This is a genomic window from Asanoa sp. NPDC049573 (genome assembly GCF_040676615.1).
Lineage (GTDB): Bacteria > Actinomycetota > Actinomycetes > Mycobacteriales > Micromonosporaceae > Asanoa.
On record NZ_JBFAPI010000011.1, the window covers coordinates 186,916 to 199,204 of the forward strand.

The window sequence follows — 12,289 nt, forward strand, 5'->3', positions numbered from 1 at the left end:
GCCGCCCGGAGAAAAGGGGCGATTCAGCGACCGATGTGTTTGAGGACGAATGCCGGGCGGTCGGTGATGATGCCGTCGACGCCGAGATCGACCAGGAAGTCGATTTCGTCGGGCTCGTTCGCGGTCCAGACGTAGACCCGGTTGCCGGCCGCCTGCAGGGTGCGGACCAGCCGGGGGCGGGCCTTCACCAGGTGGAGCCCGGGCCCGGCGATCCGGGCGCCGAACGGCAGGCTGCCCCGGACCGCCGAAGGCAGCAGTTCCATCAGCAGGGCGGTGGGCAGGCCGGGTGCCAGTTCGCGCATCCGGCGGACGGCGAGCGCCGAGAACGACATCACCGTCACCGCCACCCGCTCGCTGTCGCGCGGTTGCTCCAGGCCGTGGCGCTTGAGCAGCGCGGCCAGGGCCCGCTCGACGTCGCCGCCGTGGTGGGTCGGGTGCTTGGTCTCGATCAGCACCTGCACCTCGCGCCCGGCGTCGCGGACGGCACCGAGGAGGCGGTCGAGCGTGAGCAGCCGGGCCCGGTCAGGATCGGCCGGCACGTCGGTCTCGCCCCGCGAGGCCCAGTTGCCGAACTCGAGCGCGTCGAGTTCGGCCAGCGTGTGCCGGCTCACCCGGCCCTTGCCGTTGCTGGTGCGGTCGAGCCGCCGGTCGTGCACGCAGACCAGGTGGCCGTCGCGGGTCAGCCGGACGTCGCACTCGACGCCGTCGGCACCCTCTTCGAGGGCTTTCAGGTAGGCCGGCAGCGTGTGCTCCGGCAACACCGCGGAGGAGCCGCGGTGCGCGAAGATCAATGGTGACTCGCCCACCCGCGGCTCAGATGACGCGGGCCGGTTGGCCGTCTTCGCTGACCATCGGCCGGCCGGCGGACTGCCAGGCTTCCATTCCGCCGTCGAGGTTGCGCACGTTGTCCCAACCCTGCTTGGCCAGATAGGTGACGACCTGGGACGAGCGCCCACCCATCCGGCAGACGACTACGACGTCGGCGTCGGTCGGCACCTCGGCCAGCCGAGCGGGTATTTCCATCATGGGCACGTGATGCGCCTCTGGAGCGTGCCCGGCCACCCACTCGTCGTCTTCGCGGACGTCGAGCAGGTAGGCATCGTCGGGCACCTCGTCGGCGCTCACCCACGGAACCGGTTGCGGTTTCCACACGCAGCTAAGACTAGATGCGCAGGACCCAGTTGGGGTTGGCGGCCGCCCATCCCGTGACGTCGCCCTCCCGGATCGCCTTGAACAGGCCGTCCGCTTCCGGGGTGGTGACGTTGTAGGAGGTGCCGTCGATCCGGGCGCCGACCGACGGGATCCGGATGCCGTTCACGTTTTCTGCCCGCATGTTGCGCAATGCCAGGACCAGGTCATTTATGGGTACGCCGTTCGTGTCGACGGTCATGGTCGAGCCGATCGCCCGCACGGTCTGGTCGAGCTTGAGTGGGTTGGCCAGCACGCTCGGCGCGGTCAACTTCTGCGCGATGCCCTTGAGGATCTGCTGCTGGTGGCGCTGCCGGTCGTAGTCGCCGCGGGGGAGTCCGTAGCGCTGCCGCGCGTAGTCGAGCGCCTCCGCTCCGGTCATCGAGTAGCAACCGACGGTGAAGACGTGGCCGGTGTGGATCGAGGTGATCTGCCGGTCGACGCAGACGTCGACGCCGCCGAGCAGGTCGACCACCTGTTTGAAGCCGTTGAAGTCGACGATCGCCGCGCCGTCGAAGCGCACGCCGGTGAGGTTGGTGACCGTGGCGGAGAGCAGTTTGGCGCCGTCGGCCAGGCCGTACTCGAAAGCGGCGTTGACCTTGTCCTGGCCACCCTTGTAACCAGTTGCCGGCCAGGGCGGGATGGTGACCCGGAGATCGCGCGGTATGGAGATCAGATAGGCCCGGTCGAGGCCGGCCGGGATGTTGACGATCACGATCGAGTCGGCCCGATGGCCCATCGAGGGGTTGGCGACCCGCGCGTCCGAGCCGATCAGCAGGTAGTTGAGCGGCCCTTTGAGGTGGGCGTCGCCGCTACGCGCGCCGGTGTCGAGCAGGTTGGCCTTGTGCAGCGCGTGGTCGAGGCGGGCGGTCAGGAACTTGACCCCGCCGAGGCTGACGCCGGCCAGCACGGCCAGCGCGATGCCGACCACGACGAAGATCTTGGCCCAGCGCGGCCGGGTCCGGCGTGGGGTGGCACCACCCGCACCGTCTGGTGCGGGCGGTCGCTTCCCCGGATTGCGCCCCGAGCTGGGAATGGCCCCTCCCGACTGCTCACCGCCACGATCTGAGGTCAGCTTAAGTCGGATATTTCGGGTCTGAGCCAGGTCGCGGTTAGTCCTGATCGGGGCTGGAGTTACTTCTGGTTCGCGGCCATCCAGTCGCCCATCTTGTCCTCGTTGATCGCCTTGTACATGGCGAGCGCCTTGGTCCTGTCGGACACCACCACCGACTCGCCGTTGATGGTCTGGGAGCCGCTGTAGGGGCTCGTGACGAACTTCAGGTTGTCGCCCCGCAGGCTGCGGAACTGGAGCGCCATGTCGACCAGCGAGAAGCCCTGGTCGACGGTGACCGCGTTGGTGACCGCCTTCAGGAAACTGTTGAGCTTGGCCGGGTTGGTGAGGGTGCCGGTGCTGGCCGCCTTGTCCATCAGCGCGCGCAGGAACTCCTGCTGGTGGCGCATCCGGGCGAAGTCACCGTCGGGGAACTGCTTGCGCTGGCGTACCCAGTCGAGGGCCTCTTCGCCGTTCATGTGGTTGAGGCCCTTCTGGAACGTGCGGAAGGGCTTGTGGATCGACTTGGTGGTCCGCTCGACGTTGAGGTCGACGCCACCGAGCGCGTCGGTGACCTCCTTGAAGCCGGCGAAGTCGATCGCCATCACGTGGTCCATGCGGACGTCGGTGAAGCACTCCACGGTGCGCACCGCCAGCGGCAGCCCGCCGAACGCGAACGAAGCGTTGACCTTGTGGCGCTCGGCATTGGAGCAGTCGGCCTTCGCCGACTTGGGCACCGGCACGTAGAGGTCGCGCGGTATGGAGACCAGGTAGGCCTGGTCTTGCGAAGCCGGTATGTGCATCACGATGATCGTGTCGGCCCGCCACTTGCCGGCCTTGTCGAGCTCGGCGTCGGGGTCGCGGGAGTCGGTGCCGACCATCAGGATGTTGAGCGCCCCGCTGGCGGTCTTCGCCGGCCGGCCGCCGGTGATCTCCGAGAACGGGTCGGTGCGGCCGATGTTGCCGTTGAGGGCCCGCACATAGATCCACGTGCCGCCGGCGCCGAGCAGGCCCAGCAACGCCAGAGCGGCGACCGCGACCAGGGCGATCCGGCCCCACCTGGGCTGCGGTCCCTTCCGGTAGGGCGCACCGGGCCGCCGCGGCCCGCGGGGGCCACCGGGACCGCCCGGACGGCCGGGGCGGGCTGTGCCCCTCGGTCGGCCGGGCTCGCCGCGGGCGCCCGGGACCTGGGCCCGGCCGCTGATGGGGGTGCCGGCCGGCGCGCCCGACACCGGGGCACCGGAGACCGGCGCGCTGGACGTGCGCCCAGGCACGGGAGCGCGCCCACGGGTGCCGCCGGAAGAGGACGTGGTCGCAGACATGTCACTCAGGGTACGAAGCAAACCTGGGCGCGACTCACTATCAACGCCGGTACGGCACGAAGTTGGTAGTGAAAATTTCTGGGTTGACCAGCGGATTCGCTAGATCGCTCGGCGACGGAAGTCGTCGATGGTGCGGCGCAGGCCGTCTTCGAACGGCGTCGTCGGCTCGAAGCCGAGCCGGGTGCGGGCCAGCGTCAGGTCGGGCCGGCGCATCTCCGGATCGTCGGCGGTGCGTGACGTGAACGTCACCGTCGATGAGCTGCCGGTCAGCCGGACGATGGTCTCGGCCAGGTCGCGCATCGACAACTCGTGCTCGGCGCCGCAGTTGATCGGGCCGGCCTCGGTCGAGTCGAGCAGCAGCAGGATGCCGCGGACCAGGTCGTCGACATAGCAGATGGACCGGGTCTGCTCACCGTTGCCGTGCACGGTGATCGGCTCGCCGCGCAGCGCCTGCGCGATAAACGTCGGGATCGCCCGGCCGTCGTCGGGGCGCATCCGCGGGCCGTAGGTGTTGAAGATGCGCACGATCGCGCTGTCGAGGCCGCGGTAGCGGTGGTAGGCCATCGTGGACGCCTCGGAGAAGCGCTTGGCCTCGTCGTAGACGCTGCGGATGCCGACCGGGTTGACGTTGCCCCAGTAGGTTTCCACCTGCGGGTGAACCAGCGGGTCGCCGTAGGCCTCGGAGGTGGAGGCCATCAGGAACCGGGCACCGTCGGTGACCGCGCGGTCGAGCAGGTGCAGCGTGGCGATCGAACCGACCCGGAGGATCTCGATCGGCAGCGTCGTGAAGTCTTTGGGGCTCGCCGGGGACGCCATGTGCAGGATGGCGTCGAACCGGCCGGCCATCGCCGGGTGGTGCGTCGGCAGCCCGTCGGCGACGTCGGCCTCGACCAGCGCGAACAGCGGATTGTCGATGAGATGGGTGACGTTTTCCTTCGACCCCGTGACGAAGTTGTCGACCGCGACCACCGCGCAACCCCGGGCGATAAGGGCATCGATGAGGTGGGACGGGACGAAACCGGCGCCTCCCGTCACGAGAACGCGATGACCGGCTCCGAAACGTTGGGCTACCACCATGTGCTCCACCCTACCGATCGGGCGGATCACCCACCGGCCCCGGGCTGCCCGAGAGAGCGCGAGGCCCCGGCGGTGTGCCGCCGCCGGGGCCCCGCGGGATCTCGAGTTAGTGTGCGCCCGAACCGGTCAGGGATCGGACCTCGAGTTCCGCGTACTTGGCGTCGTCGCGCTCCTTGGACAGGATCGTGCCGAGCCAGCCGCAGAAGAAGCCGAACGGGATCGAGATCAGACCCGGGTTGGACAGCGGGAACCACTGCCAGTCCGACTTCGAGAACATCGCGGTGGCGGACCCGGAGACGACCGGCGAGAAGAACACCAGCACCACGGCCGAGATCAGACCACCGTAGATCGCCCAGGTCGCACCGGACGTGTTGAACCGCTTCCAGAACAGGCTGTAGAGGATCGCCGGCAGGTTGCCGGACGCGGCGACCGCGAACGCCAGCGCGACCAGGAAGGCCACGTTGAGGTTCTGCGCGAAGATCGACAGCAGGATCGAGATCGCGCCGATCACCAGGGCGGAGATCCGGGCGACGTTGACCTCCTGCCGCTCGGACGCCTGGCCGTCCTTGACCACATTGGCGTAGAAGTCGTGCGCGAGGCTCGACGACGACGCCAGCGTGAGGCCGGCGACGACGGCCAGGATGGTCGCGAACGCCACCGCCGCGATGATCGCCAGCAGGGTCGCGCCGCCCGTCTCGCCGCCGAGGAACCGGCGACCCAGCTCCTGTGCGAGCTGTGGCGCCGCGGTGTTCCCGGCCTTGTCCTGTGCGACGATCGCCTTGCTGCCGACCAGCGCCGCGGCACCGAAGCCGAGGGCCAGCGTGAACAGGTAGAACACGCCGATGATGCCGATCGCCCAGAGCACGCTCTTGCGGGCCGCCCGGGCCGTCGGCACGGTGTAGAACCGGATCAGGATGTGCGGCAGGCCGGCGGTGCCGAGCACCAGGGCGATGCCGAGCGACAGCAGGTCCATCTTGTTGTAGAAGGTCTGCGTCGCGTTGCCGGCCACCTCGACGCCGTAGCGCAGCCCCGGTTCGAGGAACGCCTCGCCCTTGCCAGACGACGACGCCGCGTCACCGAGCAGCGACGACAGGTTGAAGTGGAAGACCGACAGCACCAGGATCGTCATCACCAGGGCGCCGGTCATCAGCAGGAACGCCTTGACGATCTGGACGTACGTGGTGCCCTTCATGCCGCCGACGGTCACGTAGATGATCATCAGCGCGCCGACCATCACGATGGTCGCGATCTTCGCGGCGCTGGCGTCCATGCCGAGGAACGTGGTGCCGGGCCTGATGCCGAGCAGCAACGCGACCAGCGCGCCGGCGCCCACCATCTGGGCCAGCAGGTAGAAGATCGACACGGTGATCGTGGAGACCGCGGCCGCGGTGCGGACCGGCTTCTGGCGCATCCGGAAGGCCAGCACGTCGGCCATCGTGTAGCGGCCCGAGTTGCGCAGCAGTTCGGCGACCAGCAGCAGCGCCACCAGCCAGGCCACCAGGAACCCGATCGAGTAGAGGAAGCCGTCGTAGCCGTTGAGCGCGATGATCCCGGCGATGCCCAGGAACGACGCGGCCGACATGTAGTCGCCGCCGATCGCCATGCCGTTCTGGAAGCCCGAGAACGAGCGGCCGCCGGCGTAGAAGTCGGTCGCCGTCTTGGTCTGCCGGCTGGCCCAGACCGTGATCGCCAGCGTGATGGCGACGAAGATCAGGAACAGGATGATCGTGAGCGTACGGGCGGTGCTTCCGCCGGTGGTGGCCTCAGCTGCGAGGTGCGTCTCCACTCGGCACCTCCCCCAACTCTTCCTTGATCCGGTCGGCCTGCGGATCGATGCTTCGGCTGGCATACCGCGAGTAGAGCCAGGCGATGAGGAACGTCGACACGAACTGGAGCAGTCCGAAGATCAGCGCCACGTTGATGTGGCTGCTGCCGAGCCGGATGCTCATGAAGTCACGCGCGTACGCGGAAAGGATCACGTACAGCGCGTACCAGACGAAGAAGGCCACGGTCATCGGGAACACGAAGCCGCGGACGGCCTTGCGTAGTCCGGCGAACTCCGGGGAACGCTGCACGGCTAGATAGCGGTCCTCCGGGGATTCCGTGGGGACGGCGGGGGTCGCCTCGGTACTCATGTGGTCACCACCCTTCGCAGGGGCGTTGTGGGCAGGGCTGAACAGGCGCACCGTAAGAACGGCGCGGCCGGCCCGGAACCCCCAACGCGGCCGGCGCAGCCACCTGCGCCGAACGGACAGGTGGCTGCGCCCAGTGACCCCGGTCACGCCGTTGAACGGCGCCTATCTCAGCAGGCCGAGGTGCCCGCACAGAGCCGGTCGGCGGCGACGCGGCCGAGTTCGCGCAGCGCACCGGTGGCGGTCCTCGTCGTCGCCGCGCTGGTAGCTCTCCTCCAGCAGCCTTCCCCGAAGGGATTGACACCGGCGCTTGGTGGTGCGGCGCAGTCACCCGTGCTGCGGGCCAGCGTCCGGGGACTACCGATCAGGTCTAGCGGCACGCGGTGGTAGCCGGCTGGCAGGTCGCTCTCCCGCAGCATCGTCTCCATAGGCTGCCTCGTCGTCTCCGGAGAGGACACCGTTGACCCCGGGTGCGGGTTGCGCCGTCAGTCGGCGAGATATCGGCCGCGGTAGTGGACCAGCGGCGGCACCTCGCCGACGATCTCGACCCGCTCGATGGTGGCCTCGACCAGCAGACCCCAGCCGAACTCGCGGGCGCCGTCGAGGCGGCAGCCGGCCCACGCGCCGGCGTCGGCGGGGACCGGGCCGAACGGCGTCTGCGTCCACTCGCCACCGCGGAAGAGGCCGCCGGGTGCCGGCATCAGCCCGGCGAACCGGTCGGCGAGTTGGCGGTGTGCGGGGCCGAGCGGGGCGACCGCGAACCGGCCGGCCGCCGACACCGCTTCCCACAGCTCGGACTCGTCGTCGAGGATCCCGATCAGCCGGCCCGGGTCGCCGTCGACGACCAGGGTGGACGAGACGGTGAAGCCCGCCGGCCCCGGTGCGGTCCAGAGCGTCACCGGCGACGCCAGGCGGCCGCGGAACCGCCGGATCGGCGACCGGGCCTGCTCCGGCGTGGCGAAAGGGTCGGTGCCGTGGATGTGCGCGCCGGGCTCGATCGGGTTCACCGCTCCATCATCGCCGTGGGGTGATCGTCTGGAGCAGTTCGGGCATTCGCCGGTCGAGCACGTCGCCGGCCACCACGCTGCCGAGCCGGGCCGCGCCGAGGCCGTAGAGCAGGCCGATCGGCAGGGCCAACCAGAGCCAGAGGTCGCCGGCCAGCAGCGTGCCGATCAACATCGGTGCCGCGACCACCACGGTGGCCAGGATCGCGAGCGTGCTCAGCAGGCCCCGGGCCATGCCCGCACCGGTGTTGAGGGCGAACGGGTTCGAGGTCTCCGGCAGCGCGTAGGCGCCGAGCACCGACAGCAGTGAGTTGATGGCCAGGCCGCAGCCGAGCGTCGCGAGCAGCGTGCCGAGGCCGAGCGGGATCCAGCCCGGCTCGCCGACGAGCACGCCGACCAGCACGGCGATCAGCACCACCAGCGGGAGTACGTAGATCGAGAAGGCACCGGCCCGGCCGGCGATCTGGACCCGGCCCGGCACGCCGGCGACCACGTCGGCCGCGTAGGCGGTGCCGTCGAAACCGAACTGGTTGGCCAGGGTGACCGCGCCGAGCGTGCCGACGAAGATCATCGACAGCGTGAAGCTGAGCGTCGACGCGTGCAGTTCGCTCGCCGGTTGCTCGGCCCAGATGACGCTGCCGAAGTTGACCATCGCCGAGACGAAGAGGGCCGCCACCGCGAAGGTGATCAGGTTGGCCCGGCGGCGGGCGTCGCGCCACCAGTAGCGCACCTCCCGGGCCAGGACCGCGCCCTGCGGATCGCGCCGGGCCCACCGCAGCACGCCGGGGAAGAGCTGGTCGACCGGCGCTCCGGCACGCACCTGCTTGGCCGCCGGCCCGGCGCTGGTGGTGCCGAGCATCGCCGACTCGAGCGTGCTGGCCCACCACCACATCAGCAGGGCGATGGCGGCAGCCGTGATCACGATTTTCAGCAGGGCCGCCAGGTAGTCGCCGGATGCGACCTCGAAGCCGGCCGTGTAGGGCGCGCCGAACGGCGTCCAGCCGGCGATCTCGGCCGCCGGCAGCAACCGGCGCCAGTCGGTGTCGGTGGTCGCCCGGTTGACGACGATCTGCAGTGGACCGATCAGGGCGGCCGCCACGGCCAGCAGCACCGCCGCCAGGTCGCGGGTCCGCCGGGACCGCAGCAGGGTGGCGAACGCGCTGGTCACGGCCCGGCTCACGGCAACGCAGAAAACCAGGCCGAGCAGCACGCCGAGCGCCTCGACGATCCCGGCGCCGACGCCGCCGAGGGCACCGGCCGACAGCGCCAGGCCGGCGGTCGCGATCAGCGTGGCCGCCGCCGGCACACCGATCAGGGCGGCGGTCAGCAACCCGGTCACCAGCGTGCGGCGCGACAGCGGCAGCAGCGCGAACCGCGACGGGTCGATCGACTCGTCGACGCCGAAGAACACCAGCGGCAGCAGGGTCCAGGCCACCGCGACCAGGGCACCGCCGCCGGCGGCCACCAGCAGCGCGGCGTCGGCCGAGCCGGTCAGCCCGGGCAGCGCGCCGAGCAGGAAGCCGGCCGCCGCGTAGCAGAGGCCGATCAACGCGCCGACCGCGAACAGCGCGACCCGCCACGGCCGGCCCCGGAAGCTGTTGCCGGTGATGCGGAGCTTGAGCCGGGCGAAGTGGCGCGCCGACACCGGCCGCGGCGCCCCGGAAACCGCCGTGGTCAGAGCCACGACAGCTCCTGGCCGGTCGCCGTGCGGCCGCCGACGACCTGGACGAACACCTCTTCGAGGGTGCGGTCGCCGCGCACCTCGTCGAGCGGGCCCACCTGCTTGATGACGCCGCCGGCGAGGATCGCGACGTGGCTGCACAGCCGCTCGACCACCTCCATCACGTGGCTGGAGAAGATCACTGTGCCGCCGCCGGCCACATAGCGCTGCAGGATGTCGCGGATCAACGCGCCGGCGACCGGGTCGACGGCCTCGAACGGCTCGTCGAGCACGAGCAACCGCGGCGCGTGCAGCAACGCGCAGGCCAGCCCGATCTTCTTCTTCATGCCGGCCGAGTAGTCGACGACGAGGGTGTTGCCGGCGTCCGCGAGCGCGAGCACGTCGAGCAGTTCCAGGGCGCGCTGGTCGACCACCGCCGGGTCCATCCCGCGCAACAGGCCCTGGTAGGCCAGCAGTTCGGCGCCGCTGAGCCGGTCGAACAGCCGGACGCCGTCGGGCAGCACCCCGAAGAGGCGCTTGGCCTGGATCGGGTCGGCCCAGACGTCGTGACCCAGCACCCACGCCCGCCCGTGGTCGGGGCGCAGCAGGCCGACCGCCATGGACAGGGTGGTCGTCTTGCCCGCGCCGTTAGGCCCGAGCAGGCCGTAGAAGGAGCCGGCCGGCACGTCGAGGTTCACGCCACCGACAGCGACCTTGCCGTCGAAGCTCTTCGCCAACCCGCGCAGCACCAGGGCGAACCGATCGTCCTTCACCGTCGTCGTCACCCCTTGACGGTATCGGCCCGGGTCACCGTCGTGTGGGGCTGGCCAGCACGCTTTCCGGCGCGTGCAGGCGGAGCATCACGGCACCGACGTCGGCCGGGACCCGCTTGCGGCTGGCCAGCGAGACGGCGACCATCACCGCGAACGCGAGCGGCACCGTCCACGCCGCGGGCTGGCTGACCAGCGCCGCCGGCCAGCCGGAGAGTGGGGGACCGAGGACGGTCAGCAGCACCGCGGAGCCGGCCGCACCACCGCCCGCGAGCACCCCGGCCGTGGCGCCGCGCGCGGTCAGGCCCCGCCACCAGATGCCCAGCACGAGCAGCGGGCAGAAGCTCGACGCCGCGACCGCGAACGCGAGGCCGACCACCTGCGAGACGTCGAGACTCTCGACGGTCAGCGAGAGGACGATCGGCGCCACGCCGGCGAAGATCGTGGCCAGCCGGAAGTCGCGGACCGAGCCGCGGCCGATGACGTCGGTGGAGAGCACGCCGGCGACGCTGGTCAGCAGCCCCGACGAGCTGGACAGGAACGCGGCGAACGCGCCGGCCACCACCAGCGCCGCGAGCAGTTGACCGGCCGGACCGCCGCCGAGGGCGGCACCGGGCAACAGCACGACGACGGCGTCGGTGCGCCCGGTCATCAGCAACTGCGGTGTGTAGACCCGGCCGAGCACGCCGTACAGCGTCGGCAGCAGATAGAAGAGCCCGACCAGACCGAGCACCACCAGCGTCGTACGCCGGGCGGCGTTGCCGTCGGGGTTGGTGTAGAAGCGCACCAGCACGTGCGGTAGGCCCATGGTGCCGAGGAACGTGGCCAGGATCAGCGAGTAGGTCTCGAACAGGCCCTGGTCGCTGTCGCCGGGCAGCAGCCAGTCGGGCCCGCGGGTGTCGTCGACGGTGGAGACCCGCGGCACCTGCTCGCCGGCGCCGAACTCGAGCCGCTCGCCGGGGCGTACCGCCATCGTGGACCCGTCGGCGAGGGTCAGGGTGGCGCGTTGCTCGACCACCACGGTGGTGGCGCTGTGGAAGAGCGGCCCGTCCGGCGCGGCGACCGCCGGGCGGCCGTCGGCCTGCCACTGCAACATCAGAAAGATCGCCGGGACCAGCAGCGCGGTCAGCTTCAGCCAGTACTGGAACGCCTGCACGAAGGTGATCGCCCGCATGCCGCCGAGCGCCACGTTGATGGTGACCACGGCGCCGACCAGCAGGGCGCCGAGCGCGTAGGGCTGGCCGGTGACCGTGGTCAGGGTCAGCCCGGCGCCCTGCAGTTGCGGCACCAGGTAGAGCCAGCCGATGAACACGACGAACGCGGTGGCCAGTTTGCGCAGCCGCCGCGAGCCGAGCCGCAGCTCGCAGAAGTCGGGCAGGGTGAACGCGCCCGAGCGGCGCAACGGCGCGGCGACGAAGAGCAGCAGGGCGAGGTAGCCGGCGGCGAAACCGACCGGATACCAGAGCACGTCGAAGCCGTACTTGAGGATCAGGCCGGCGACGCCCAGGAACGACGCGGCCGACAGGTATTCGCCGCCGATCGCGGCCGCGTTCCAGGTCGGGCTGACCATCCGGGAGGCGACCAGGAAGTCGGAGGTGGTGCGGGCCAGCTTGAGACCGTAGAAGCCGATGCCGACGGTCACCAGGGTGACCGCCACGATGGCGGGTACGACGTAGGGGTTGTCCACTCAGCGCTCCGGCCGGCGGACCACCGCCACGAAGTCCTGCTCGTTGCGGTCGGCGAGGCGCACGTAGGCCCAGCCGACGGCGAACAGGAACGGGTACGCGGCCGCGCCGAGCAGCACCCAGGGCAGGTCGATGCCGGCCACGCTGGCCGAGCTGACCTCGGGTGCGACGGCGAACAGCAGCGGCAGCCCGCCCAACCCGATGGCGACCACCAGCGCCATCCGCAGCGCGAGCGCGAGCTGTGCCCGCACCAGGCCGCGGACGAGCGCTTCGCCGACCTGGGTCTGCTCGGCCAGCTCGGTGCGGGTGCGGTCGTGGTCGTGCGCGCGCGGCTGCACGTCGGCCAGCACCACCCGGGTCCGCCGCCCTTCCGTCATGTCGGCAGTGTCCCCGATCACAC

General features: G+C 70.6%; 13 protein-coding genes. All 13 read right to left on the reverse strand.

What is annotated here, in order from left to right; genetic code table 11:
- Positions 1-23 precede the first annotated feature (23 nt).
- The 13 genes from AB0J74_RS24210 to AB0J74_RS24270 all read right to left on the reverse strand — a co-directional run bounded on the left by AB0J74_RS24210 (position 24) and on the right by AB0J74_RS24270 (position 12,266).
- On the reverse strand, positions 24-806 hold the full coding sequence (locus AB0J74_RS24210; RefSeq protein WP_363451553.1) for a glycerophosphodiester phosphodiesterase family protein: 783 nt from the start codon (positions 804-806) through the stop codon (positions 24-26).
- A gap of 7 nt (positions 807-813) precedes the next feature.
- Positions 814-1,152 (reverse strand): rhodanese-like domain-containing protein, encoded by a 339-nt coding sequence (locus AB0J74_RS24215; protein WP_363451555.1) that lies wholly within the window; start codon positions 1,150-1,152, stop codon positions 814-816.
- 10 nt (positions 1,153-1,162) lie between these two features.
- Positions 1,163-2,119, reverse strand: coding sequence for an LCP family protein (locus AB0J74_RS24220; protein WP_363451557.1), 957 nt, complete (start codon positions 2,117-2,119; stop codon positions 1,163-1,165).
- Between the two features lie 203 nt (positions 2,120-2,322).
- Positions 2,323-3,561 (reverse strand): LCP family protein, encoded by a 1,239-nt coding sequence (locus tag AB0J74_RS24225; protein WP_363451559.1) that lies wholly within the window; start codon positions 3,559-3,561, stop codon positions 2,323-2,325.
- 99 nt (positions 3,562-3,660) lie between these two features.
- A complete protein-coding gene (locus tag AB0J74_RS24230; RefSeq protein WP_363451561.1) occupies positions 3,661-4,638 on the reverse strand; it encodes an NAD-dependent epimerase/dehydratase family protein in 978 nt (325 codons plus the stop codon).
- A 106-nt stretch (positions 4,639-4,744) separates the two neighbouring features.
- Complete coding sequence (locus AB0J74_RS24235) at positions 4,745-6,424, reverse strand: cation acetate symporter (RefSeq protein WP_363451563.1); 1,680 nt, start codon at positions 6,422-6,424, stop codon at positions 4,745-4,747.
- Positions 6,402-6,773, reverse strand: coding sequence for a DUF485 domain-containing protein (locus AB0J74_RS24240; RefSeq protein ID WP_363451565.1), 372 nt, complete (start codon positions 6,771-6,773; stop codon positions 6,402-6,404). The genes AB0J74_RS24235 and AB0J74_RS24240 overlap by 23 nt, the downstream gene beginning before the upstream one ends.
- A gap of 167 nt (positions 6,774-6,940) precedes the next feature.
- The gene (locus tag AB0J74_RS24245; RefSeq protein ID WP_363451567.1) at positions 6,941-7,198 is read right to left on the reverse strand and encodes a hypothetical protein; all 258 of its coding nucleotides are present in this window, start codon (positions 7,196-7,198) and stop codon (positions 6,941-6,943) included.
- 57 nt (positions 7,199-7,255) lie between these two features.
- Complete coding sequence (locus tag AB0J74_RS24250; RefSeq protein WP_363451569.1) at positions 7,256-7,777, reverse strand: flavin reductase family protein; 522 nt, start codon at positions 7,775-7,777, stop codon at positions 7,256-7,258.
- Positions 7,778-7,784: 7 nt separating this feature from the next.
- Complete coding sequence (locus AB0J74_RS24255) at positions 7,785-9,458, reverse strand: ABC transporter permease (protein WP_363451571.1); 1,674 nt, start codon at positions 9,456-9,458, stop codon at positions 7,785-7,787.
- Positions 9,449-10,207, reverse strand: a complete 759-nt coding sequence (locus AB0J74_RS24260; protein WP_363451752.1) for an ABC transporter ATP-binding protein — start codon at positions 10,205-10,207, stop codon at positions 9,449-9,451. Before AB0J74_RS24260 ends, AB0J74_RS24255 begins: the two co-directional genes overlap by 10 nt.
- Positions 10,208-10,241: 34 nt before the next feature.
- Complete coding sequence (locus AB0J74_RS24265; RefSeq protein ID WP_363451573.1) at positions 10,242-11,891, reverse strand: cation acetate symporter; 1,650 nt, start codon at positions 11,889-11,891, stop codon at positions 10,242-10,244.
- The gene (locus AB0J74_RS24270) at positions 11,892-12,266 is read right to left on the reverse strand and encodes a hypothetical protein (protein ID WP_363451575.1); all 375 of its coding nucleotides are present in this window, start codon (positions 12,264-12,266) and stop codon (positions 11,892-11,894) included. It abuts the gene before it with no gap.
- Between the last annotated feature and the right edge of the window lie 23 nt (positions 12,267-12,289).

Bases quoted from the DNA above. Each gene is read 5' to 3' on its own strand.
- AB0J74_RS24240 (WP_363451565.1), bottom strand. From the start codon at position 6,773: ATGAGTACCGAGGCGACCCCCGCCGTCCCCACGGAATCCCCGGAGGAC.
- AB0J74_RS24245 (WP_363451567.1), bottom strand. From the start codon at position 7,198: ATGGAGACGATGCTGCGGGAGAGCGACCTGCCAGCCGGCTACCACCGC.
- AB0J74_RS24225 (WP_363451559.1), bottom strand. From the start codon at position 3,561: ATGTCTGCGACCACGTCCTCTTCCGGCGGCACCCGTGGGCGCGCTCCC.
- AB0J74_RS24230 (WP_363451561.1), bottom strand. From the start codon at position 4,638: ATGGTGGTAGCCCAACGTTTCGGAGCCGGTCATCGCGTTCTCGTGACG.
- AB0J74_RS24270 (WP_363451575.1), bottom strand. From the start codon at position 12,266: ATGACGGAAGGGCGGCGGACCCGGGTGGTGCTGGCCGACGTGCAGCCG.